The organism is Paraburkholderia sp. FW306-02-B (assembly GCF_058782725.1).
In genome coordinates this window covers 1,773,136-1,794,730 of the sequence record NZ_JBYSXZ010000002.1, presented here as the reverse complement: position 1 = coordinate 1,794,730, position 21,595 = coordinate 1,773,136, and the positions used below count along the sequence as shown (strand labels likewise).

Below are 21,595 nucleotides of genomic sequence, written 5' to 3'. Positions count from 1 at the left end.
ACATCACGCAATGTAACAGTTAAGAGCGAACAAAAAAGGAGGCGGATCGGATGAACGCACGCATGATGCCCCACGACGCCGCGGCGCCCGACGCGTCCGCGTCCATCGATACCGATATCGCGATTATCGGCTCCGGCTTCGCGGGTCTGGGCATGGCGATCCGGCTCCGGCAAGCCGGCATGACCGACTTCATCATCGCCGAAAAGGCCGATTCGGTCGGCGGCACCTGGCGCGACAACCACTACCCCGGCTGCGCCTGCGACGTCCAATCGCACGTCTACTCGTTCTCGTTCGCCCCGAATCCGCACTGGACCCGCATGTTCGCGCGCCAGCCGGAAATTCGTGCTTATCTGCAAGACTGCACGCAGCGCTTCGGCATTCAGCGTCATCTGCGCTTTGGTCATGAACTGGCGAGCGCGATCTATGACGAGACGCGTCACCGCTGGCAATTGACCTTCGCCAACGGCCGGCAATGGTCGGCGCGGGTGCTGATCTCGGGCATGGGCGGGCTGTCGCGCGCGGCCACGCCAGACCTTCCCGGCATCGAAAAATTCACGGGCAAGGCGTTCCACTCGCAACACTGGGACCACGCCTATCCGCTCGAAGGCAAACGCGTCGCCGTGATCGGCACCGGCGCGAGCGCGATCCAGTTCGTGCCGCAAATCGCGCCGCGCGTGTCCCATCTGAACCTGTTCCAGCGCACGCCGCCGTGGATCATGCCGAAGGCCGACCGCCCGGTGAAACCGCTCGAACAATGGCTGTTCCGGCATCTGCCGTTCACGCAGAAGATCATGCGTTCGGCGCTCTACTGCATGCTCGAATCGCGCGCCTTCGGCTTCGCGATCCACCCTTCGCTGATGAAGACCGCGCAGAAAGTCGCCGAGCGGCATCTGCGCCGCCAGGTGCCCGATCCGCAATTGCGCGCGACGCTCACGCCCAACTACACGATGGGTTGCAAGCGCATTCTGATTTCGAACGACTACTTCCCCGCGCTGTCACGCCAGAACGTCTCGGTGACGACCACCGGTATCGCCCGCGTCGAAGAAGACGCGGTGATCACGACCGACGGCGCGCGTCATCCGGTCGATTGCCTGATCTTCGGCACCGGCTTCCAGGTGGCCGATCCGTTTCCGCCGGGCGTGGTGCGCGGGCGCGGCGGCGTCGATATCGTCGATACGTGGCGCGATGGCGCGCATGCGTATCTCGGCAGCACACTGCCCGGCTATCCGAACTTCTTCATGATCGTCGGTCCGAACACGGGGCTCGGTCACAACTCGATGGTGTTCATGATCGAGTCGCAGGTCGAGTACATCCTGCGCGCGTTGAAGACGATGGATGCCGAAAGCACCGACGCGATCGAAGTGCGTGCGCATGTGGAGCGCGCGTACAACGAGCAGATCCAGCAGAAGCTCGGTCGCGCGATCTGGTCGACGGGCGGCTGCAAGAGCTGGTACCTCGATCCGAAGACCGGCAGGAACACCACCCTGTGGCCGGGATTCGCGTACAAATTCCGCCAGGCCACCCGCACCTTCAGCATGGGCGATTACCTCGCGTATGCGCCCGCGGCGCAGACGGTCAGCGCGCATCTGGCGTCGCAGGCGGCGCACGTGCACGGCAACGCAACCGGCAACACAGCTGCGGCGACATCCGCCGAAGCGACCTGACGCATCAACGAGTACACGCAAAAAATAACCAAAAAATACAACGACAGGGCACCGTTCAGAGAGGACAGGAGATAAGCCAATGAAGAACTTCACCGACAGAGTGGCCGCGATCACCGGCGCAGGCTCGGGCATGGGCCGTTCGCTCGCGATTCAGCTGGCGCGCGAAGGCTGCCACCTGGCGCTCGCCGATCGCAATGCCGCGAGCCTCGCCGAAACCGCGAAGCTCGCGCAGGCCGCCGCGCCGCATATCGTTGGCGCGCCGCTGCGGATCACCACGCGCGTGCTCGATGTCTCGGACCGCGCTGCGATGTTCGACTGGGCCGCCGAAACGGCCGCGCGGCATCAGCGCGTGAACCTCGTGTTCAACAACGCGGGCGTAGCGCTGTCCAGCACGATCGAAGGGATGGATTACGCCGATCTGGAGTGGATCGTCGGCATCAATTTCTGGGGCGTCGTGCACGGCACCAAGGCGTTTCTGCCATATATCAAGGCGTCCGGCGCGGGGCACATCGTCAATACGTCGAGCGTATTCGGCCTGTTCTCGCAGCCCGGCATGAGCGGCTACAACGCGACCAAATTCGCGGTGCGCGGCTTTACCGAAGCGCTGCGCCAGGAACTCGACCTGATGAAGTGCGGCGTGTCGGCGACCTGCGTGCATCCGGGCGGCATCCGCACGGGCATCGCGCAATCGAGCCGGATCGCGTCGAATATGGTCGGCTTCATGCTGGAAAACGAACAGCAAGGCAAGGACGACTTCGAGAAGTTCTTCATCACCACCGCCGACCAGGCCGCGCGCACGATTCTCGACGGCGTGCGCAAAAACAGGCGGCGCGTGCTGATCGGCCGCGATGCCCGCGCCGCCGACTGGATGGCGCGTACGCTGCCGGCGGCCTATCAGGCGCTGGTCGTGATGCAGACGCGCCGCATGAAGCGCATCGCCGAAAAGCACGCGCGCCGCGCCGCGCAAGTGGACGGCCGGCGCGCCTGACGCAGCTGTCCCGATCGAACCAGTCAGTCAGATCAGCAGCACATAAAGGATCACAAGGAGAAAGGCCATGATGCCGGTTCGCCGCGACCTTCGCTTCAACTTACCGCAGGAACGTGCCTGCGATTGGCACGTGCAAGGCTCGCATGTGACACATTTCTTCAACGCGCTTTCGCTGCTATTCCCTGCCGGCGAGCGTTTCTTCATGGACAGCGTGCGCCACTACCGCGACCAGATCGACGACCCGGCGCTGAAGCAGCAGGTGCTCGGCTTCATCGGCCAGGAAGCGATGCATACGCGCGAGCACATCGAATACAACGATCTGCTGCAGGAAGCCGGCTTGCCCGCGCACAAGCTCGACAAGCGCCTGTGGGCGATTCTCAACTTCGGCCGCAAGGTCCTGCCGCATTCGTATCAACTCGCGGTAACGGTGTGCCTCGAGCACTACACGGCGATGCTCGCCGGCTTGCTGCTGGAAGACGCCACGCGTATCAGCGGTTCGGTCGAAGGCTATGCGCAGATGTGGACCTGGCATGCGCTCGAAGAAACCGAACACAAGTCGGTCTCGTATGACGTCTGGAACGCCGTACTCAAGCCCGGCCTCGGCCGTTACCTGCTGCGCACCGGCACGATGCTCGCCACCACCGTGACGTTCTGGCTGATCGTGTTCGACTACCACGTGCGCCTGATCGTCGCCGATCGCAAACGCGAGGGCCGTATTCGCGGCATGTGGCGCGTGGTGAAGTATCTGTACGGCCCGCGTCATGGCGTGTTTCCGCGCATCGCCGGTGAATGGCTGAGCTTTTTCCGGCCGGGATTTCATCCGTGGGATCACGACAATCGCGCGCAACTCGCGCGTATCGACGGCCTCGTGGCCGCCGTCGACGCCGCCAATGCAGCGACGCCGAGCGCACGCAAGGCCGCACGGCGCGGCATGCAGGCGGCCGTGTGATCAGCACCGGCCGGGCAACGGCGTAGGCAACAGCGCGGGCAACGGCGGCCCTGATAGCACCGTCAACGCGCGCGCGGCAGGCGTGTGAACAACGTCGGATAGTCGATCACCAGGCCGTCTTCATCGACCTTCATATTCGCCGTGAAATTGCGGAAGATGCCTTCATAGCGATACTCGCGATTCAGCTCGATACACGAATAGGCCTGCTCGACCCGCGTGACCTGCAAATCAGGCGTCGAAATGTACGCCACGGAGATCGGCTGACGCTCGCCCACGGCCAGTTGCAAGCGGCGGATCGGCAGCGTGTTGGTGAACGGCGTGGCGGCAATATCGATGTCGATGCATCCCTCGATCGAACTCAGCACGAGGCCGTGGCCGTCGCGCCAATGGCCCGCGCCGTCGCCGTGCAATTCCAGTTCGCCACCGCCGACGATCTTCAGCCACGCATAGGTGGTGCGCCACTGCGAATCGCAGTGCACCTTGTAGTGCAAGCCGTAGGCCTTGCCGTAGCGCTGTCCGACCACGGCGCTTTCGACCGCACAGCCGTCGCCGCGGGCATCGAACACCAGATGCTCGACGCCGGCGCCCTCTTCCGATGCCCATCGTATTTCACGCATCAGCAGGTCTCCTTGTGAAACGGCGTGGCGAAGCTGTGGGTCCGCGTGCCGAACTCCTATCGTAGCGCGAACGTAGCGCGAAAGCTTTCGGTTCGCCGACGTTTCTCATGGCGACGCGCGGGTTTCGCTTCAATGCCGCGCCAATGTCGCAAATAGCCACTATCAACGCGCGGGAATGCCCGGCGCGGCGCCGGTGGCCTATGCTCGCGGTTCAAACCAAACCTGACCTGCCACGTGCGTCTGTCCGCTCGCGTCGAGCTCGCTCATCGAAATTAAGCCGCCCTTTCGCCATGCATGCCGCCGCTACCGAAGCACAATCCGCCGCCTTGCGCACGCTGTTGCGCAGTCTCGGCCAGATCGTGCTGCAATCGAACGCTTTCACCGGGGCGTGCCTGCTCGCCGCGTGGCTATTATGCGATCCGCGCCTCGCTTGCGCGGCGCTGATGGGCGCGGTCTCGGCAAACGTCAGTGCGGTGCTGGCCGGCTATCGCGAGGCCGACACGCGTGCCGGCCTGCACGGCTTTAACGGCGCGCTGGCCAGCCTCGCCGCTTTCAGCTTCATCGCCGACAACGCGACCGCCGCCGCGGTGGCGATTCTCGCCGCGACCGGGACGGCATGGCTGCTGGAGCCGTGGTCGCGCTGGTTGCGCGCGCGTGGAGTCGGCGTTTTTTCGAGCCCCTGTCTGATCGTGACGTGGTTCTGGCTGCCGCTCGCCCATAGCAGCGCTCAGCAAGCGAGCCTCGCCACCGCGCACACGCTCGGCAGCTCGCAATTGACCAGCGGCTTATTTGCCGGCTTTGCGCAAATCGGCTTTGCGTCCGGCGCGCTGCCGGGTTTGCTCGTGTTGCTCGGGATTGCGGTGGCGTCATGGCGGCATGCGCTGTGGGCGCTGGCCGGCGCGGCCCTCGCAAGCGCCGCGCACCTGCTGCTCGGCGCCAGCGCAAGCTCGTTCGATGCGGGCCTGTTAGGATTCAACGGCGCGCTGACCGCAATTGCGCTCGCCGATTGCTGCGTCGCGGCGACGCTCGGCGGTGTGGTACTTTCGGCCGCGCTGCAAACGGCTGCGGCTTTCCATGGATTGCCGGCCATGACTGCGCCATTCGTGCTCGCGACGTGGAGCGTGCAAGGGTCGAGCCGCCGCTTCACGCGTAACGTGGCGGCGCCCGAGCCGGAGCACCCTGCAACAGAGCGGCCCGTCACGCCACCGGCATCGGCCACACGCACAGGTTAGCCGCGCTACCGCAAAGCAACATCAGGAGACAGACATGTCGTTCACCCACACGCCCGCCGGCCGCGTCGCCGAGACGGGCCCAATGTCCGCAGCGGAGCAACAGACCCGCGTCGATCTCGCCGCCGCGTATCGCCTCGCGTCGCTCAACGGCTGGGACGATATGATCTACACGCATATCTCCGCGAGCGTTCCCGGCGAACCCGGCCACTTCCTGATCAACCCGTTCGGCCTCGCGTTCGATGAAGTCCGCGCGTCGAACCTGGTGAAGATCGATATCGAAGGCGACATCGTCGGTGCGAGCGAGCATCCGGTCAACGCCACCGGCTTCGCGCTGCACGCCGCCGTGCATGCGGCGCGCGCCGATGCCTTCTGCGTGATGCACTTGCACAATACGGCCGGCGTCGCGGTTTCCGCACAGCCGGCCGGTTTGCTGCCGGCGTCGCAGCACGCGCTGCGCTTTTACGGCCAGCTCGCGTATCACGACTACGAAGGCCCCGCCTTCACGCCGGCCGAGGGCGAGCGCCTCGTCGCGCATCTGGCCGACAAACCGGCGATGCTGTTGCGCAATCACGGCACGCTGACCGCCGGCCGCACCGTCGCGGAAGCCTACGTGCTGATGGCGACGCTGATCAAGGCGTGCGAGATCCAGTTGCAGGCGCAAGCCTGCGGCGCGGAACTGGTCGTGCCGCCCGAAGCGGTAGCGGCACGCACCGCCGAACAACTGTACGACGGCGGCGCGGTGGAAGGCGCACTGGAATGGCCCGCCTTGCTGCGCAAACTCGACAGGATCGATCGCGCTTATCGCGATTGAATTCGCACGTTCACTTCCTTAATCACGGAGACACGCAATGCCCACGTTTCATATCGAACTCTTCGAAGGCCGCTCGCTGGAACAGAAACGCGAGTTTGTCAAAGCCATTACCAAAGCGACTTGCGAATCGCTCGGCGTCGAGCCGAACTCGGTGGATATCATTCTCACCGACGTGAAACGCGAAAACTGGGCGACGGGTGGGCGCTTGTGGTCCGACGCTAAAGCGTGAACATCCACCGGCGTCGCCAAACGTCGATCCGTTCGCCAGGAAAATAAGCGAGGACAGTAAAAAATGAATCTCAGAGCGCTACAGTGCTTCGTGATTCTCGCGGAGGAGCTCAATTTCAGTCGCGCAGCCGAGCGCTTGCATATCGCGCAACCGGCTCTGAGTCAGCAGATCCGCTTGCTGGAAGAGCGGCTTGGCACACAACTCGTGGACCGGACACGGCGGCCGCTTCACTTGACGGAGGCCGGGCACTATCTCCGCACGGAGGCGCGTCAAATTCTCGCTTCCTGGGAGCAGGCGACGCTCGGCGCTCAGGAAATCAGCATCGGCAGGCGCGGATGGTTGAGCATCGGTTTCACGCGATCCGCGATGTACAGCATCCTGCCACCCGCGCTCAAAGCGTTCCACCAGGCTTACCCGCAAGTCGAACTCAAGCTCTTCGAAATGCTGACCGAAGAACAGACCGATGCGCTGCGCGACATGCGCATTCACATCGGTATCGGGCGGCAGCCGCTGCCGATTGCGGGCTGCACTTCCTATCCGCTTCTGCGTGAGCGCGTGATGGTCGCGCTCGCGCCGGACCATCCCCTTGCCGGACGCAAGAAAGTGCGTATCGCCGATCTCGCCGATACGCCGCTGATCCTCTACCCGAAACATCAGAACGCGCAATTCAAGCATTCAGTGCAATCGCTGTACCGCGATGCCGGCATCACACCGTTCGTCGCGCATCAGGCCTATGAAATCCAGACCGCTATTGCACTGGTTGCGGCAGGATTGGGCGTGACCTTCGTGGGCGAGTCGGTTGCGAGGCATGGACGTGCCGACGTGGTGTTCCGCCACCTCGAGGGCCCCGGCGCGTCGCAACGCACAACGCTAGCCGCCACCTTTCGCACCGACGACACCTCCTCCCATCTGCGCGCCTTCCTGGCCTGCCTCCCCAAGCCGCTTGCCGACGCCACACTATAAGAAAAAATCTATACAAGAATAAGCAAGCTGTCTTGGACTCGCCGTCCACGCGTTCTTATCATTGACGTCACGCTTTAGCCTGACGCCATCGCCACTCGCGACCGGCCCGAAAGCGCGGCCTGCGCGGCCATGAGGAACTGCCGGCAACGATCCGGCGGTCAGACGACAAGAACGCGGCAACGGCCACAGCCGTTGCCTGCAAGGCAGGAGACAGCATGACCCATTTCGACGAAGCGGCGACCATGCGAAAAGTGTACGGGCGGCTCATGCCCCTGCTTTTCGCCATGATGTTTTTCAACTATCTGGACCGGATCAACATCGGCTTCGCAGCACTCGACATGAACCGGCAACTGGGCTTCAGTCCGGCCGTGTTCGGTTTCGCCGGCAGCATCTTTTTCGTCGGCTACATGCTGCTGGAGGTGCCGAGCAACCTGCTGCTGCATCGCGTCGGCGCGCGTCGCTGGATCGCCCGCATCCTGCTCACCTGGGGCGCGGTGGCCGCGGCGACCGCCTTTGTCTTCAACGATTCGAGCTTCTACGTTTTGCGCTTTCTGCTGGGCGTGATGGAAGCCGGCTTTCTGCCGGGCGTGGCGGTCTATCTGACCAAGTGGTTTCCGGTGCGCTATCGGGCCCGCGCGGTGGGCGGCTACATCGTCGCCGGCTCGTTTTCGGCCGTGCTGGGCGGTCCGATCTCGACGGCCTTGATGACCTACGCGAACGGCATCCTCGGTTTGCAGGGATGGCAGTGGATGTTCATCCTCGAAGGCGTGCCGGCGATGCTGCTGGGCCTGCTCACGCTGCGCATCATGACCGAGCGCCCCGCCGATGCAAGCTGGCTCGCCGACGACGAAAAACGCTGGCTCGAGTCGACCCTCGAGGCCGAGCGCAAAGCGCTTGGCGGACAGGCTCATTTCTCGCTGCTGCGGGTGGCGAACGACATCCGCGTATGGAGCCTGGCGTGCCTGTTCGGCTGTGCGCTGGTCGGTATTTATGGCCTGTTCCTGTGGCTGCCGCAGATCGTCAAAAGCCTCGGCCACCTGAGCAACCTCGAAGTCGGCTTTCTATCGGCCGCGCCGCCGCTGCTGGGCGTGTTGGGAACGTTCGTGATCAGCCGCAGTTCCGATCGCACCGGTGACCGCAAGAAGCATCTTGCGTTCGTGTACGGCATGAGCGCACTGGCGATAGCGGGTAGCGCCTACGCGCCAAACCCGGTCATCGCTTACGTGCTGCTATGCCTGACCGGGCTGTTCATCTACGCCGGCAACCCGTTGTTCTGGAGCCTCGCGTCGTCGTTCAGAACCGGCGCAGCGGGCGCTGCAACGATCGCGCTCATCAATACCGTCGCGCAGTTCGGCGGCCTGGTCGGGCCATGGAGCATCGGGCTCGTGCGCAATGCGACGGGCAACTTCAAGCTGGCGCTGCTGACGATCGCGGCTTTTCTGGTGGTCGCGACGATCATCGCGCTGGTCATGCGCGTCACGCCGGCCGAGGACGAGACAGCCTCGCTCGCGGCCGCCGACCCAGCGCCGCGGACCTGACTTCAATCGCAATTCAATCGCAACGCCGACAGACAACGGATATCCAGGAATGATCATCGATTGCCACGGTCACTACACGACCTCACCGCCACAGCACGAGGCCTGGCGCGCGAAGCAGGTTGCCGCCCTGCAGGACGGCGTGCCGCCGCCACCGCGGCCGGTTATCAGCGACGACGAGATTCGCGAAAGCATCGAAACAGGCCAGCTCCGAATCCAGCGCGAGCGCGGCACCGACCTGACGATTTTTTCGCCGCGCGCGGCCGGCATGGGCCATCACCTCGCCACCGCCGATGCCAACGCATCCTGGTCGAGCGCATGCAATGACCTCGTGCACCGCGTGTGCACCCTCTTTCCGCGCAACTTCGCCGCCGTCTGCCAATTGCCGCAAGCGCCGGGCGTGCCGGCCGCCAACTGCATCGCCGAGTTGCGGCGCTGCGTGGAAGAACTGGGTTTCGTCGGCTGCAATCTGAACCCCGATCCGTCCGGCGGACATTGGGCAGGGCCACCGCTTACCGACCGCTCGTGGTATCCGCTCTACGAAGCGATGGTGGAGCTCGACGTGCCGGCGATGATTCACGTCTCGTCGTCGTGCAATCCGAATTTCCACGCAACGGGCGCGCACTACATCAACGGCGACACATCCGCGTTCATGCAACTGTTGACGGCCGATCTGTTCGCGGACTTCCCGACGCTGCGCTTCATCATCCCGCACGGCGGCGGCGCGGTGCCGTATCACTGGGGACGCTATCGCGGGCTGGCGCAGGACATGAAGCGGCCGCTGCTCGACGAGTACCTGTTAAAGAACGTGTTCTTCGACACCTGCGTCTATCACCAGCCGGGCGCCGAGCTGCTCGCCAAGGTCATACCGGTCGGGAACATCCTGTTTGCGTCCGAGACCATCGGCGCGGTCCAGGGCATCGATCCCGAAACCGGGCACTACTACGACGACACGCGACGCTATATCGACGCCATCGCCTGGCTCAGCCCCGCGGACCGGCAGCGTATCTATGAGGACAACGCCCGCGCGGTGTATGGGCGCTTGTCGCGTCAACTCGAACTGCAATTTTCAGCGGAAGGTGCTGCGATATGAATCCGATCGGATGGCGTGAATACGAGTCCGCACCGCAAGCGAGCGCCGCCACGCTCGAGGCCCTGCGTGAGCTGGCGGTCTCGCTTCTGAGCGACAACATGGCCCGCGCGAGCGGCATGGTCGGCCTGCGTCCCTTTCATCAACCGAAGCCGATGGCCGGAACCGCGGTCACGGTGCGCACGCGGGCCGGCGACAATCTGGCGATTCATCGCGCATTCGACTTTTGCAGGCCGGGAGATGTGCTGGTGATCGACGGCGCCGGGGAACTCACGCAGGCGTTGATGGGCGACATCATGGCCAGTTTCGCGGAGAGCCTGGGCGTGCAGGGTCTGGTGATCGACGGCGCGATCCGCGACGTCGGCGCGATACGGAGACGCGATTTTCCAGTGTACGCACGTGCTGTCACGCACCGTGGCCCATACAAGAACGGCCCGGGGGAGATCAACGTGCCGGTGACCGTCGGCGGGATGGTCGTCCATCCTGGCGACGTTATCGTCGGCGATGAGGACGGCTTGCTTGCGATTCCGATCGGCGACGTGGAAACGGTGATCGAAGGCGCGCGGCGCCAGGCCGCGAAGGAAGCCGCGGCGCTAAGTTCGATCGTCGACGGTTGCTTCGATCGTTCATGGGTGATTCCGCACCGCGACCGGATGATGAATGGCTGACGTGCGGGCGAGCGCCTGTTATTCTGCGTCGCGTCGGCATCATCCACTCAACCCTGAACAGAATCGGTCCGTCATGCCGGAACATCTAGACGCTTCAACCCTCATCGAACGCGCGAAGCGTGCTGAAAGTGCCGCCAGTGCGTCATGCAGCTGTATGCGAACTTCGTTGGACGGCTGGCAATCCCAGCCGCTTTCCCGAGACGAGACACAGTTTCGTGAGATCGGCACGCTCGTATCGGATGACGATCCCGAGCCCAGCTTCAGCGAGTTCCTGCCGGGAAAAACGAGTTACTGGTCTGCCGATGCGCCCATCGCGCCGCGTTACTTTCCCTACAACCGTTGTGCTGTGTGGGAATGTTCACACTGCAGCCGTCTCTATTTGCGTTATACCGAAGGCGGCGGATACTTCGTCGATCGCAGGATCCGCGCCGTGCAATCAGCCTTGATTCAAGACGTTCCTCTGTGACGGGTTGAGCGGTCGAGATACTTTGCCGCGGCCCCCAACCCTTGTAGACGGGAATCGAAACACGTCTGGCGCCCGCGCGATCACCGACCGGCCGAGATTGCTCAGGCTTGTTGCGCGCCCCTAACGGGACAGTCGGCGTTGCTGATAGCGGACCTGGCTAGCCCCGCAGAACTCGCGCTACAGCACGTATTGCAAAGCCAGGTCGAAACCGATGACGACTAGCGAACAGCCGAGGCCTGCGAGGAGATTCGCGACCCGATGTTCGAAATCGTGATCCCGGCTCATCCACGCCCCAATCAGGAAAATGCCTTCAAAAACGACCTGGAGCGCAACGAACACAAGCATCAGCAGAAACTCGTAACCCATGAACCTGAAGTTCGCGAAGTTCATCACGTAATCGAAGATCCACCTGCCGACCCTATGCACCTCATATACCAGCAACAGGATCGGAAAGAGGTAACTGGCAACATAGGTCGGCACGCTTGCGTGCAGCAGTTCCAGGTGAAAGTGACGAGCAGCTTGCATATCCCCTCCTGCGCCGGCGTTTTGTGCTCAAAAAAACTTTTTGTTTAGTTGCGCGGCCACGGATCCTGCTGATCCGCGTTTGCATCGCGTGACCGGCCGCTCATCGAAAAGCGCAGCCGAACTGCTAACTTTCCGTCTCCGGAATCGTTTTGACGATCATCGAGAATAATTTGCCGAGATCGTCTTCAAGTTTTACCCCGTCGAACGGATCACGATTTGCTCCAAAGGCGGCATCGACTTCCGCCCAGTCTTCGTTTGTCAAAAGACGTCTGGCGGCCGGCAAAATCAACGTCTCTTCCATACACCGGTGGTCTGCATAGAACTCTGCATACTCTTCCACCACGGCTCGCAGCTCCCGAAGTGCAGGGGCACCCTTCAATTCATACCGGGTCAGCGCGTGCTCGATATTTCTCAACTTCATATCGCCTCGAGCGTGCTGGGACTCCAGTTCCGTAAGGACGTAGTCAAATTCATCCGTCCGATCCCGCAGCGGCGTGAACAGGTAACGATCCTCTTTAGGATGGTGCACCTGCTGAGGGTACTCACGGATGTAATAAAGCATCGCCCGAAGCACCATCAGGCCCGGTACGGGCGCACCTGCTGCCAGGAGACTCACAAAGCGCCGCATGCCCTCTACCACGTTCGACATCTGCTCGTGTTCATGAAGGATGACGGTTATGGCACTACGCGGTCCCAGAGACTGCATATCACACTCCGCAGCGGTACATGAAAAGCATTGGCGAATCGATTTACTGCTTCACACCAGCCGCATGAGCAGGAAGCTGCGCCGATACCTTAATGCTAGTCATCCTCCGCTCGACATCAAAGCGCACTAACACCACTGCCTTGATGGAGATCAACGGCTGTGCGGACATGGTGGCGCATGGGGTCGGCTCCCGTCGATCGGATGAACTGGCAACCGCTTATCTGGATTGCGGATAGCCGGCAACGCGCGCTTCCGCCTCGACCGCATCGGCAAGCGCCGCCATCGTCGCGAATTTGAACGTCGGCGTCGTGACCCCGGAAGGCGTCGGCGTCGCGCCGAAACCCTTCATACCTTGCCGGCGTTCGATCCAGCACGTCGAATAACCCAGTCCGGTCGCCACGCCGATATCGTGATATTGGCTCTGCGCCGTATGCAGGATCTCGCCGAACTTGTAGCCGAACGCCGCCTGGCGTCCACGGTTGTACGCAAAGAATTGCGGATCGGGTTTGGCGACACCGGTCTCGTCGCACGTCACGGTATCGTCGAACGGATCGCCGAGCGTATAGGCGTAGGACGAAAGCGCCACGCGATCGGCGTTCGTCATGGCCACCAGGCGAAAATGTTTGCGCAGGCGTTTGAGCGCATCGACCGAATCGCTGAAGGCCGGCCAGTCGAGCACATCGCGCTGGAATGCCGCGGCGGTTTGCGCGTCGTCGGGCAGGCCCAACTCTTTTGCGAGCGACAAGTAAACATTCGCCATCTCCTTGCTCGAACGGCCCGGATGCTTTTCGCGGCCACGCATGTAGGGCTGAAAGATCTGGTCATCGGTCAGATCTTTTGCCGCGTTGCCGCCAAGCCGGCGCACCGAGGCGAGAACCCCGCTTTCAAAGTCGATCAGCGTACCGACAACGTCGAAAGTCAGAACTTTGAATTGAGTCAGTTTCATTTCGTAATCCTTTGAAGTCCGTAAGTCATGTTCAGTGAATGACGCACCGCACTACCGCGCGTTTCACAAAAATATACGGGGCGATCTTATTGACAGCAATTCCCTAATTGTTGGACCTGGCATAACATGAAGTTATGCCTAGTCTCCGCAGAAAACTACCCAGCGCGAACGCATTGTTCGTCTTCGAAGCCGCCGCCCGTTGTGGCAATTTCACGCGCGCGGCGCAGGAGTTGTACGTCAGTCAGCCGGCCGTCAGCAGAATGCTCGCGCGCATGGAAGATCATCTCGGCGTGCAGTTGTTCGAGCGAGTGCGCGGCGGGATTGAACTGACGGAAAACGGCAAGATCCTCTACCGCAAGATCAGCGAGGGATTTGGCGGAATAGAAGACGCGATCCGCGAAATCGAAGCGCGCGCCACCGGTGTGGAAACCGTCACGCTATCGGTATCCACGGCGTTCACCACGCACTGGCTGATGCCGCGGCTGAATCGCCTCAATCAGGCGTTCCCGTCGATCGATCTGCGCTTCCAGCTGATTTCGGGGCGCATCGGCGGCCCGCTCGTCGACGTCGATCTCGGCATGCGTTTCCTGAAGGAAGAGGAATTCGACGCCAACAGCGCGCTCGTGATGCCCGAGACGCTGCTGCCCGTCTGCAACCATCGCTATTACGTACAGATGCAGCAGGAAGCCGGCCGCGAAAAGGGCGACACGGTGATCGTCATGGACGACGAAGAGCGCGGCTGGCACGAGCGCTTCACGGCGTTCGCGGAACATCGGCGGCGTGCGGCACACATGCTGAGTTTCAACGACTACGCGATCGTCGTGCAGGCCGCGCTGCTCGGCCAGGGCGTCGCGCTCGGCTGGCTCAACGTGGTGGCGCACTGGTTGTGCGAAGGCGCGCTGTTGCCGGCCGAAAACGAAATCATCGTGACGAACCGGCGCTTCTGTGTCGTGTCGCCCCCCCATCGGCCGATGCGGCCGATCGTGGCAAGCTTGCGCGACTGGATCATCGAAGAAACGCGGGCGGATATGCACACGGTCGATCGCACGTACCCGGCGCTCGGCATCCGCGCCGCGCTAAAAAAAACCGGACTGGTGCTCGGCTGAGCGCTCGGTATTCATCGAGACAACTGGCGACGCCGCTCTCGTTGCTCTCGCTGCGCGCTTCATGCTGGAAACGGATTGCGTGCCACCATGCGTCGCCGTATTCGCCGCCGCGCGCTCGATAAACATGCTGGGCGTCATGCCGCAGCATCGTTTGAAATGGCGGCCGAAGTGGCTCTGATCGAAGAAGCCGACCTCGGTCGCGACGACGGAGCCGGGCACGCCTTCGAGCAACAACGTCTGCGCGCGTTGAATCCGCAAGCCGCACAGATACCGGTACGGCGACGATCCGTACTGCTGGCGGAACACGGTCGCGAACCGCGAAACGCTGAGCGCGGACAACTCGGCAAGCTGCGCGAGCGTCACCGGCTCCGCGAAATGCGCTTCGATAAATGCCCGCGCAGCATTGAGCGTGATGGACTGTTTCATGACGTCGCGATTTCGGAATGGGCGGCCGGGCGCTTCGCAAAACGCGCGATGGAAAACGCGTCGAGCGGAATCGGCGTGCTGCCTGTGTCGGCCAGTTCGGCCAGCGTCTCGCCTACCCCCGGGCCGATCTGGAAACCCGAGCCGCAGAAGCCGAACGCGTAGTACAGGCCGTCCACCTTGCTGCTCGGTCCGATCACCGGCTCGCCGTCCGGCAGATAGCTCTCCACCCCGCTCCAGACGCGAATCACATGCAGCGGCGCCATCGCGGGCACGAGGCGGCGCAGCTGCGCCAGCTGACGCACGGTGTTGCGCGGCACGACCGAAGCGCGAGACGTGGCGGCATCCGCCGGGCCACCGGGACCGCCGCCGAGAATGATGTTGCCGCGCGGAATCTGGCGGAAATAGATGCTCTCTTCCTTCACCGACGTGAAGACTCCCATCGACGACCTGAACACGTACGGCACCGGCTCCGTGACGGCCATCTGCGGCCCGCTCGCGGTGAGCGGCACGGATTCGCCGAACTGCTCGCTAAGCCGGTTCGCCCAGGCGCCCGCGCAGATCACCAGTTGCGCCGCGCGATAGACGTCGCCGCGCGCGCTCTCCACGCGGAACCGGTCGCCGTCCTTTTCGACCCGGACGATCTCGGTGTTCTCTACGATCCGCGCGCCGAGACGTGCAGCTGCGCGGCCGAACGCCGGTGCGGCGAGACGCGGGTTGGCGTGGCCGTCGAGCGGCGAAATCGACGCCGCCAGCACCTCGCGCCCAAGGAACGGAAAGCGCCGGAACATCGCTTCGCCGCGCAGCACTTCGAGCTCGAGACCATACGCGCGCGCGTCGATCGCGTACTGGTCGATATTCTCCACGTCCTTCCGGTGGTAGCACACGCGCGTATGGCCCGACGGCAGGAACTCGATGTCCTCGCCGAGCAGCGCCGCGGAGCGGTGCCAGGTCCGCAGCGCGCGGTTCGCCATCGCCAGTTGCGGCAGCGCACGGCCTTGCCGGCGAATCCCGCCGAAGTTCACACCGCTCGCCTGTTGGCCGGTGAGCCCACGTTCGAGCAGAATCACCGAACGGTTGCGCTGACGCATGAAAAATGCGGTGCTCGTTCCCATGATGCCGCCGCCAATCACGATCACGTCGGCTTCGGTTGCGTTCACCGCGTTCACCGCGTTCGTCGCGTTCGTTGCGTTCGTCGCGCTCATTCGCTCACCTCCTCGACGAGCGCCACGGGCAACGGCTTGACAGGCGCTTGCCCGCGCAGCCGTCCCACCGAGGCCAACGGCACCGACGCCGCCGCCGCGATCACCTCAGCGCCCGCGTGGCCGCAATAGCGCCCCTGGCAGCGGCCCATGCCGACGCGCGAAAACGCCTTCGCCCGATTGGCCTCCTGCGCACCGGTCTCACGCACAACGCGGCGCAACTCGCCCGCGGTAATCGCCTCGCAGCGGCAGACGATTGTTTCGTCCGGGATCGACGCGGCGAATTTCGCCGGCCACGGAAAGGCTTCCCGCAAACCCGCGGCAAAGCGCGTGAAGCGGGCGAGTTCGGCGCGCAAGCGCTCGACGCCTTCGACCCGCATGCCGTGGTCGTGCATCGCCGCGAGCGCTGCCAGGCGGCCCGAACGCTCGGCGGCGTCCGCGCCGCGAACCCGTGCGCCATCGCCCGCCAGGTAGATGCCCTTCAGGCTGCTGCGGCCGTCCGTGTCGATTTGCGGCAGCCATTGCTGGGTACGTTCGTCGAACAGAAACCGGCAACCCGCGAGGTCCGCAAGCTGTGTTTCGGGCCGCAGGTGATAACCGAGCGCGACGGCCTCGCACGCGAGCTCGAAGCGCTCGCCGCCCTGCAACGCGACTTCGACGCCGCTCACGCCGTCTTGCGGCGAACCTTTGATTTCGATCGGCTGCACGCCGCGATGAACCGGCACGCGCGCCTGCGCCAGTACGCGTGTCAACGCAATACCCTTTCTGAGCGCGGACGGAATCGCCAGCAGGCGAGGCAGCGCGGCAACGCGCTGGATGAACGTCGACGTATCGAGCACCGCGGCCACCTGCGCGCCTGCCTTCACGTATTGCGCGGCGACGAGATACAGCAGCGGGCCGCTGCCCATCATCACGGTGCGTGCGCCGATCGCGTAGCCCTGCGCTTTCAGCGCGACCTGCGCGCCGCCCAGGCTGTAGGTGCCGGCGAGATGCCAGCCCTTGACCGGCATCAACCGGTCCGTCGCGCCGCTGCAGACGATAAGAGAATCGAACGCCAGCGTCCGGTACTGCGTGCCGCTCACCAGATGCACGGTGTTCGGCGTGATGTTCCAGACCAGCGTCTCCGGCAGATAGTCGAGCTTGCCCTTCAGCGCATCGAAACTCTGATGCAACGCGGCGGCGCGCGCAGCCTCGGTGCCGTACAGCGTCTCATAGCTGCGCGAAAACCCTTCCGGTTGCCGCCGGTAGATCTGGCCGCCGTCGCGCCGGCCTTCGTCGATGACCGTCGGCCGCAGCCCCGCTTCGACCAGCGCCTGCGCGGCGCGCACACCCGCCGGGCCGGTACCGATGATGACTACACGCGGGGCCATATGCCCTCCCCGGCCTCGGCCAGCTTCGTGACGATCGACATGCCCGGCACGGCGGGCGTACTGCAGGCGCGAACGCGCTCGCCTGCCGCCGTCCAGACCCAGCAGTCCTGACACGCGCCCATCAGGCAGAACCCGGCACGGCGGCCGTCGCCGAATTCGGAGTCGCGCAACGTGGTCACGCCGGTCAGCAACGCGACCATCAGCGTGTCGCCCTCGGCGGCCTGTTGCACGACACCATCCACCGTGATCGGAAAGGTCTTGCGGCCCGTCTCCGCGACCCGCACAAATCGTCCGTTCATGCCGGGGTCGCCTCCGCGGTTTGCAAGCGGTTCAATTCGGCCGCCGGATGATGGCAAAGAATCTCCGCGCCCGAAGCCAGCTTCTTCAGCGACGGCGGCGTCAGATTGCACATCCCGTCGATTCGCACCGGACAGCGCGCGCTGAACGAGCACAACTCGGGGATGTCGGCATTCGGCCCCAGCGGCGGCAAGGCGGCCGCGCCGATCTCGCGGCGCGCGTCGAGCCAGCCGGGCTTCAGCGCGGGAACCGAATCGACCAGCAGCTCCGTGTACGGGTGATACGGCGGCGCCGCGAGCACGTCGCGCTGCCCGGCTTCCACGCGACGCCCCGCGTACAGCACGATCACTTCGTCGCAGATCGCGCGCACGGTCGAGATGTCGTGGCTGATGAACATGTACGACACGCCAAGTTCACGCCGCAATTCACCCAGCAAGTCGAGGATCGCCGCGCCGACCACGGTATCGAGCGCGGACGTCACCTCGTCGCACAGGATCAACGCGGGATCGGCGGCAAGTGCGCGCGCCAGATTCACGCGCTGCTTCTGACCGCCGGACAGACCCGCAGGCGTGCGTGTCGCGATCGATGCCGGCAGCTTGACCAGATCGAGCAGTGCCAGCATGCGCTTCTTCGCGGCCGAGCCACTCAGATGGTGATAAAAGGCGAGCGGCCGGCCGAGGATATCGGCGATCGAATGGCTCGGGTTCAGCGCGGTGTCGGCGTTCTGGAACACAATCTGGATCTGCCGGTACTGCTCCGGCGTGCGCTGCGACAGTTGCGCGGGCAGCGGCTTGCCGTTGAACAGAACCTCGCCGCGGGCGCGATCGACGAGGCCCGCTACCACCCGCGCCAGCGTCGTCTTGCCGGAGCCGGATTCGCCGATTACACCGAGCGTGCGGCCACGCGGGATCGACAGACTGACGTCGTCGAGCACCCGCACGGCGGGTAGGCCCTCGCTGTCCAGCCGTCCGTAACCCGCCGCGAGGCCGCGAATTTCCAGCAGCGGCGGCAGCGCGCGGCCGGTCTTACCGCCCGGCGTGTCGAGTTCCATTTCCGGGCGGCGTGTCGCGGCGAGCAGCTGGCGCGTGTAAGCATCGACGGGCGCGTCGAGCACTTGCGCGACCGCGCCGTTCTCCTTCACCGCGCCGCCGTTCAACACGACAATGCGGTCGGCCATTTGCGCGACCACCGCGAGATCGTGCGAAACATACACAGCGGTTGTGCCGAGTTCGCGAACCACTTTCTTGAACGCCGCGAGCACTTCGATCTGCGTGGTGACGTCGAGCGCGGTGGTCGGCTCGTCGAACACGACGACAGCCGGATCGGTAATCAGCGCCATCGCGGCCATCAGCCGCTGTAACTGCCCGCCCGACACCTGGTGCGGATAGCGATCGCCGATCGTCTCCGGCGCGGGCAGCGCCAGCGCGCGGAACAGGCCGATCGCCTTGGCTCGCGCAGCGTCTTTTGTCATCAGGCGATGCAGCAAGGCCGGCTCGGTGACCTGATCCATGATCGTGCGCGCCGGGTTGAAACCGGCCGACGCGCTCTGCGCGACATACGCCACGGTCCGCGCCCGCAACGCGCGACGGCCGTTCGTGTCGAGCGACAGCACCTCCACCTCGCCGACTCGCACCGAACCGCCGCTAATCGAACACCCAGCGCGCGCATAGCCGAGCAGCGACAGCGCGATGGTCGTCTTGCCCGAGCCGGACTCGCCGATCAGCGCGAGCACCTCGCCCTTCTTCACCGAAAAATCGACACCCTTGACGATTTCGGTCACGGGACCCGGCGCCGCACCCGCGACGACTCGCAGGCCCTTCACTTCAATCATGTCGTGAGCCGCCATCACGCACCTCCTTGACCACGGCCACGGCGCCGCAGGTTGTCGATCAGCAGATTCATGCCGATGGTCAGCGTCGCGATCGCGACGGCCGGCATCAGCACGGCGGGTGCGCCCTCGGACAAGCCGCCGATGTTCTCGCGCACCAGCGAACCCCAGTCGGCGTTCGGCGGTTGCACGCCGAGGCCGAGGAAGCTCAGCCCGCTAAGCAGCAGCACGATGAACACGAAGCGCAGGCCGAAATCGGTGAGCATCGGATGGATCATGTTCGGCAGCACTTCGACACGCGCGATGTAGAAGATCCCCTCGCCGCGCGCTCGCGCCACCTGCACGTACTCGAGGCCCATCAGGTTCACCGCCAGCGAGCGCGAAATACGGAAGGCGCCGGGGATATAGGCCAGCGCGGCGACGGTCATCAGCATCGGGATCGACGAACCGAACGCGGCAATCACGACAAGCGCGAGAATCTTGCTCGGAATCGAAATGATCGCGTCGAACAGGCGGCTCAGGATCTCGTCGACCCAGCGTCCGGACACGGCCGCCAGCAGCCCGAAAAACGTGCCGATCACGCTGGCAAGCACGGCCGCCGCCAGCGCGAGGCCGACTGTGTAGCGCGCGCCGTAGAGAATCCGGCTCAGCATGTCGCGGCCGAGATAGTCGGTGCCGAGCGGATAGGCCGCGCTGTAGGTGCCGAAAATCTCCGTCGAGGTGAGCGCACCGCCCTTGTACGGCGCGACCAGCGGCCCGATGAAAGCGACGATCAGCCAGAATGCCACCAGCGCGAGGCCGATCAGACCCAGCACGGAGAAGCGGTGAACCAGCCGTTTGAACACGCCTTGTTGCAGCGCTGCCGCGTCCGCTACCGGCGGCTCGACGACGAGCTCGTCGCGGCTCACGTCGTACAGTTCCGTGCCGGCGTGGGGCACGTGGGGGTTGGTAGGTCGGCTCATCATTGACGCAGCCTCGGGTTGGATACGATTTGACACAGGTCCGCGATCAGCACGAGCGCGAGATACGCCGCGCAGAACACCATCACGCACCCCTGGACGAGCGGCATGTCGCGGTTCGTGACGGCGTCGACCATCAGGCTCGCGAGACCGGGATAGTTGAAAATCGACTCGACGATCACCACGCCGCCGAACAGATACGACAGGCTCATGGCCACCGCGTTGGCGATCGGGCCGATGGTGTTCGGCAGCACATGCCGCAGCACCACGCGCACCGGCGAGGCGCCCTTGAGCACAGCCATTTCCACGTACGACGAATTGAGCTGATCGAGCATCGCGGCACGCGTCATACGTGCCATCTGCGCGACGATCACGCAGCACAGCGTCATCACGGGCATCGCGTAGATCCGCAGCAAGGCGCCGAACGAATGCACTTCCGACAGATAGGACAGCGCGGGCAGCCAGCGCAGCTTGACGGCGAAGATCAGCACGGCGATCGTCGCGACCAGGAATTCCGGCACGGCAACCGTCGACAACGTCAGCACATTGAGCGCGCGGTCGAGCAGCGAGCCGCGGAACATCGCCGACGCAATCCCGATCAGCAACGCGACCGGCACCGAGACGAGCGACGTCAGCCCGGCGAGCACCAGCGAGTTGGGCAGGCGCGTGGCGATCAGCTGGCTGACCGGCAGGTTGTTCGACAACGAGGTGCCGAAGTTGCCGCTGACAATATGAATGAGCCACTCGAAGTAGCGTTGCAGCGCCGGCTGGTCGAGTCCGAACTGATGCCGCAATGCCGTCACGGCTTCGGGCGTCGCCGCCTGGCCGAGCGCCTGTTGCGCGGCATCGCCGGGAAGCAGGCCGGTGATGGCGAACACGATCGCCGAGACCAGCAGCAGCGTAAGCAGCGCGAGGCCGAGGCGCGCGGCGATGAGTCGTTGCGCGTGTGCTTTCATCGAGAGTCGCCTCCTGTGTCGACCAGAGTTAGCGCTTTAGCGCTTACTCTGGTCCCATGCATAGT

23 protein-coding genes are annotated in these 21,595 nt (G+C 64.1%); 12 read left to right on the top strand and 11 right to left on the bottom strand.

The genetic code is table 11. The features are described from left to right. Positions 1-50 precede the first annotated feature (50 nt). The 3 genes from AC3WOG_RS29240 to AC3WOG_RS29230 all read left to right on the top strand — a co-directional run bounded on the left by AC3WOG_RS29240 (position 51) and on the right by AC3WOG_RS29230 (position 3,601). Positions 51-1,664, top strand: a complete 1,614-nt coding sequence (locus AC3WOG_RS29240; RefSeq protein WP_492581302.1) for a flavin-containing monooxygenase — start codon at positions 51-53, stop codon at positions 1,662-1,664. Positions 1,665-1,743: 79 nt separating this feature from the next. Further along, a complete protein-coding gene (locus AC3WOG_RS29235) occupies positions 1,744-2,652 on the top strand; it encodes an SDR family NAD(P)-dependent oxidoreductase (protein WP_492581301.1) in 909 nt (302 codons plus the stop codon). A gap of 67 nt (positions 2,653-2,719) precedes the next feature. Further along, on the top strand, positions 2,720-3,601 hold the full coding sequence (locus AC3WOG_RS29230) for a metal-dependent hydrolase (protein WP_492581300.1): 882 nt from the start codon (positions 2,720-2,722) through the stop codon (positions 3,599-3,601). A 62-nt stretch (positions 3,602-3,663) separates the two neighbouring features. Here the strand turns inward: AC3WOG_RS29230 and AC3WOG_RS29225 are convergent, their stop codons facing one another. Continuing rightward, positions 3,664-4,218 carry a putative glycolipid-binding domain-containing protein gene (locus AC3WOG_RS29225; RefSeq protein WP_492581299.1) on the bottom strand — a complete coding sequence of 185 codons (555 nt, stop codon included), beginning with the start codon at positions 4,216-4,218 and terminating at the stop codon, positions 3,664-3,666. Positions 4,219-4,508: 290 nt separating this feature from the next. On the opposite strand from AC3WOG_RS29225, the gene AC3WOG_RS29220 reads away from it, so the two are divergent. From AC3WOG_RS29220 to AC3WOG_RS29185, 8 genes are all read left to right on the top strand, one after another. Beyond that, a complete protein-coding gene (locus AC3WOG_RS29220) occupies positions 4,509-5,450 on the top strand; it encodes an urea transporter (protein WP_492581298.1) in 942 nt (313 codons plus the stop codon). A 34-nt stretch (positions 5,451-5,484) separates the two neighbouring features. Further along, positions 5,485-6,261: a class II aldolase/adducin family protein gene (locus tag AC3WOG_RS29215; RefSeq protein WP_492581297.1), complete on the top strand. Its 777-nt coding sequence runs from the start codon at positions 5,485-5,487 to the stop codon at positions 6,259-6,261. Positions 6,262-6,298: 37 nt separating this feature from the next. Then, the gene (locus AC3WOG_RS29210) at positions 6,299-6,490 is read left to right on the top strand and encodes a 4-oxalocrotonate tautomerase (protein WP_492581296.1); all 192 of its coding nucleotides are present in this window, start codon (positions 6,299-6,301) and stop codon (positions 6,488-6,490) included. Between the two features lie 63 nt (positions 6,491-6,553). Next, positions 6,554-7,453 carry a LysR family transcriptional regulator gene (locus tag AC3WOG_RS29205; protein ID WP_492581295.1) on the top strand — a complete coding sequence of 300 codons (900 nt, stop codon included), beginning with the start codon at positions 6,554-6,556 and terminating at the stop codon, positions 7,451-7,453. 215 nt (positions 7,454-7,668) lie between these two features. Next, a complete protein-coding gene (locus AC3WOG_RS29200; protein ID WP_492581294.1) occupies positions 7,669-8,991 on the top strand; it encodes an MFS transporter in 1,323 nt (440 codons plus the stop codon). Positions 8,992-9,040: 49 nt separating this feature from the next. Then, a complete protein-coding gene (locus AC3WOG_RS29195; RefSeq protein ID WP_492581293.1) occupies positions 9,041-10,081 on the top strand; it encodes an amidohydrolase family protein in 1,041 nt (346 codons plus the stop codon). Beyond that, complete coding sequence (locus AC3WOG_RS29190; RefSeq protein WP_492581292.1) at positions 10,078-10,746, top strand: RraA family protein; 669 nt, start codon at positions 10,078-10,080, stop codon at positions 10,744-10,746. The genes AC3WOG_RS29195 and AC3WOG_RS29190 overlap by 4 nt, the downstream gene beginning before the upstream one ends. 73 nt (positions 10,747-10,819) lie before the next feature. After that, on the top strand, positions 10,820-11,212 hold the full coding sequence (locus tag AC3WOG_RS29185) for a hypothetical protein (protein WP_492581291.1): 393 nt from the start codon (positions 10,820-10,822) through the stop codon (positions 11,210-11,212). 177 nt (positions 11,213-11,389) lie between these two features. Here the strand turns inward: AC3WOG_RS29185 and AC3WOG_RS29180 are convergent, their stop codons facing one another. The 3 genes from AC3WOG_RS29180 to AC3WOG_RS29170 all read right to left on the bottom strand — a co-directional run bounded on the left by AC3WOG_RS29180 (position 11,390) and on the right by AC3WOG_RS29170 (position 13,389). After that, positions 11,390-11,737 carry a hypothetical protein gene (locus AC3WOG_RS29180; RefSeq protein WP_492581290.1) on the bottom strand — a complete coding sequence of 116 codons (348 nt, stop codon included), beginning with the start codon at positions 11,735-11,737 and terminating at the stop codon, positions 11,390-11,392. A gap of 124 nt (positions 11,738-11,861) precedes the next feature. Then, positions 11,862-12,443, bottom strand: a complete 582-nt coding sequence (locus AC3WOG_RS29175; RefSeq protein ID WP_492581289.1) for a hemerythrin domain-containing protein — start codon at positions 12,441-12,443, stop codon at positions 11,862-11,864. A gap of 217 nt (positions 12,444-12,660) precedes the next feature. Next, the gene (locus AC3WOG_RS29170) at positions 12,661-13,389 is read right to left on the bottom strand and encodes an HAD-IA family hydrolase (protein WP_492581288.1); all 729 of its coding nucleotides are present in this window, start codon (positions 13,387-13,389) and stop codon (positions 12,661-12,663) included. 134 nt (positions 13,390-13,523) lie between these two features. Between AC3WOG_RS29170 and AC3WOG_RS29165 the strand changes: the two genes are divergently transcribed. Beyond that, positions 13,524-14,495 (top strand): LysR family transcriptional regulator, encoded by a 972-nt coding sequence (locus AC3WOG_RS29165; protein ID WP_492581287.1) that lies wholly within the window; start codon positions 13,524-13,526, stop codon positions 14,493-14,495. Here AC3WOG_RS29165 and AC3WOG_RS29160 read toward each other — a convergent pair. The 7 genes from AC3WOG_RS29160 to AC3WOG_RS29130 are packed head-to-tail and all read right to left on the bottom strand — an operon-like array spanning position 14,466 to position 21,530. Then, positions 14,466-14,921: a helix-turn-helix domain-containing protein gene (locus tag AC3WOG_RS29160; protein ID WP_492581286.1), complete on the bottom strand. Its 456-nt coding sequence runs from the start codon at positions 14,919-14,921 to the stop codon at positions 14,466-14,468. The genes AC3WOG_RS29165 and AC3WOG_RS29160 overlap by 30 nt on opposite strands. Then, positions 14,918-16,123 carry an NAD(P)/FAD-dependent oxidoreductase gene (locus AC3WOG_RS29155; protein WP_492581285.1) on the bottom strand — a complete coding sequence of 402 codons (1,206 nt, stop codon included), beginning with the start codon at positions 16,121-16,123 and terminating at the stop codon, positions 14,918-14,920. Before AC3WOG_RS29155 ends, AC3WOG_RS29160 begins: the two co-directional genes overlap by 4 nt. Further along, entirely contained in the window at positions 16,120-17,490 is a 1,371-nt protein-coding gene (locus AC3WOG_RS29150; protein WP_492581284.1) for an FAD/NAD(P)-dependent oxidoreductase, read from the bottom strand. The genes AC3WOG_RS29155 and AC3WOG_RS29150 overlap by 4 nt, the downstream gene beginning before the upstream one ends. Then, complete coding sequence (locus tag AC3WOG_RS29145; RefSeq protein WP_492581283.1) at positions 17,475-17,789, bottom strand: (2Fe-2S)-binding protein; 315 nt, start codon at positions 17,787-17,789, stop codon at positions 17,475-17,477. Before AC3WOG_RS29145 ends, AC3WOG_RS29150 begins: the two co-directional genes overlap by 16 nt. Then, a complete protein-coding gene (locus AC3WOG_RS29140) occupies positions 17,786-19,633 on the bottom strand; it encodes an ABC transporter ATP-binding protein (protein WP_492581282.1) in 1,848 nt (615 codons plus the stop codon). Before AC3WOG_RS29140 ends, AC3WOG_RS29145 begins: the two co-directional genes overlap by 4 nt. Further along, on the bottom strand, positions 19,633-20,580 hold the full coding sequence (locus AC3WOG_RS29135; protein WP_492581281.1) for an ABC transporter permease: 948 nt from the start codon (positions 20,578-20,580) through the stop codon (positions 19,633-19,635). The genes AC3WOG_RS29140 and AC3WOG_RS29135 overlap by 1 nt, the downstream gene beginning before the upstream one ends. Then, positions 20,577-21,530 (bottom strand): ABC transporter permease, encoded by a 954-nt coding sequence (locus AC3WOG_RS29130; RefSeq protein ID WP_492581280.1) that lies wholly within the window; start codon positions 21,528-21,530, stop codon positions 20,577-20,579. Before AC3WOG_RS29130 ends, AC3WOG_RS29135 begins: the two co-directional genes overlap by 4 nt. Positions 21,531-21,595 lie beyond the last annotated feature (65 nt).

Bases quoted from the DNA above. Each gene is read 5' to 3' on its own strand.
- AC3WOG_RS29165 (WP_492581287.1), top strand. From the start codon at position 13,524: ATGCCTAGTCTCCGCAGAAAACTACCCAGCGCGAACGCATTGTTCGTC.
- AC3WOG_RS29195 (WP_492581293.1), top strand. From the start codon at position 9,041: ATGATCATCGATTGCCACGGTCACTACACGACCTCACCGCCACAGCAC.
- AC3WOG_RS29220 (WP_492581298.1), top strand. From the start codon at position 4,509: ATGCATGCCGCCGCTACCGAAGCACAATCCGCCGCCTTGCGCACGCTG.
- AC3WOG_RS29130 (WP_492581280.1), bottom strand. From the start codon at position 21,530: ATGAAAGCACACGCGCAACGACTCATCGCCGCGCGCCTCGGCCTCGCG.
- AC3WOG_RS29140 (WP_492581282.1), bottom strand. From the start codon at position 19,633: ATGGCGGCTCACGACATGATTGAAGTGAAGGGCCTGCGAGTCGTCGCG.
- AC3WOG_RS29145 (WP_492581283.1), bottom strand. From the start codon at position 17,789: ATGAACGGACGATTTGTGCGGGTCGCGGAGACGGGCCGCAAGACCTTT.
- AC3WOG_RS29215 (WP_492581297.1), top strand. From the start codon at position 5,485: ATGTCGTTCACCCACACGCCCGCCGGCCGCGTCGCCGAGACGGGCCCA.
- AC3WOG_RS29180 (WP_492581290.1), bottom strand. From the start codon at position 11,737: ATGCAAGCTGCTCGTCACTTTCACCTGGAACTGCTGCACGCAAGCGTG.
- AC3WOG_RS29205 (WP_492581295.1), top strand. From the start codon at position 6,554: ATGAATCTCAGAGCGCTACAGTGCTTCGTGATTCTCGCGGAGGAGCTC.
- AC3WOG_RS29135 (WP_492581281.1), bottom strand. From the start codon at position 20,580: ATGATGAGCCGACCTACCAACCCCCACGTGCCCCACGCCGGCACGGAA.
- AC3WOG_RS29185 (WP_492581291.1), top strand. From the start codon at position 10,820: ATGCCGGAACATCTAGACGCTTCAACCCTCATCGAACGCGCGAAGCGT.
- AC3WOG_RS29235 (WP_492581301.1), top strand. From the start codon at position 1,744: ATGAAGAACTTCACCGACAGAGTGGCCGCGATCACCGGCGCAGGCTCG.
- AC3WOG_RS29155 (WP_492581285.1), bottom strand. From the start codon at position 16,123: ATGAGCGCGACGAACGCAACGAACGCGACGAACGCGGTGAACGCGGTG.
- AC3WOG_RS29160 (WP_492581286.1), bottom strand. From the start codon at position 14,921: ATGAAACAGTCCATCACGCTCAATGCTGCGCGGGCATTTATCGAAGCG.
- AC3WOG_RS29150 (WP_492581284.1), bottom strand. From the start codon at position 17,490: ATGGCCCCGCGTGTAGTCATCATCGGTACCGGCCCGGCGGGTGTGCGC.
- AC3WOG_RS29240 (WP_492581302.1), top strand. From the start codon at position 51: ATGAACGCACGCATGATGCCCCACGACGCCGCGGCGCCCGACGCGTCC.
- AC3WOG_RS29225 (WP_492581299.1), bottom strand. From the start codon at position 4,218: ATGCGTGAAATACGATGGGCATCGGAAGAGGGCGCCGGCGTCGAGCAT.
- AC3WOG_RS29210 (WP_492581296.1), top strand. From the start codon at position 6,299: ATGCCCACGTTTCATATCGAACTCTTCGAAGGCCGCTCGCTGGAACAG.
- AC3WOG_RS29230 (WP_492581300.1), top strand. From the start codon at position 2,720: ATGATGCCGGTTCGCCGCGACCTTCGCTTCAACTTACCGCAGGAACGT.
- AC3WOG_RS29200 (WP_492581294.1), top strand. From the start codon at position 7,669: ATGACCCATTTCGACGAAGCGGCGACCATGCGAAAAGTGTACGGGCGG.
- AC3WOG_RS29190 (WP_492581292.1), top strand. From the start codon at position 10,078: ATGAATCCGATCGGATGGCGTGAATACGAGTCCGCACCGCAAGCGAGC.
- AC3WOG_RS29175 (WP_492581289.1), bottom strand. From the start codon at position 12,443: ATGCAGTCTCTGGGACCGCGTAGTGCCATAACCGTCATCCTTCATGAA.
- AC3WOG_RS29170 (WP_492581288.1), bottom strand. From the start codon at position 13,389: ATGAAACTGACTCAATTCAAAGTTCTGACTTTCGACGTTGTCGGTACG.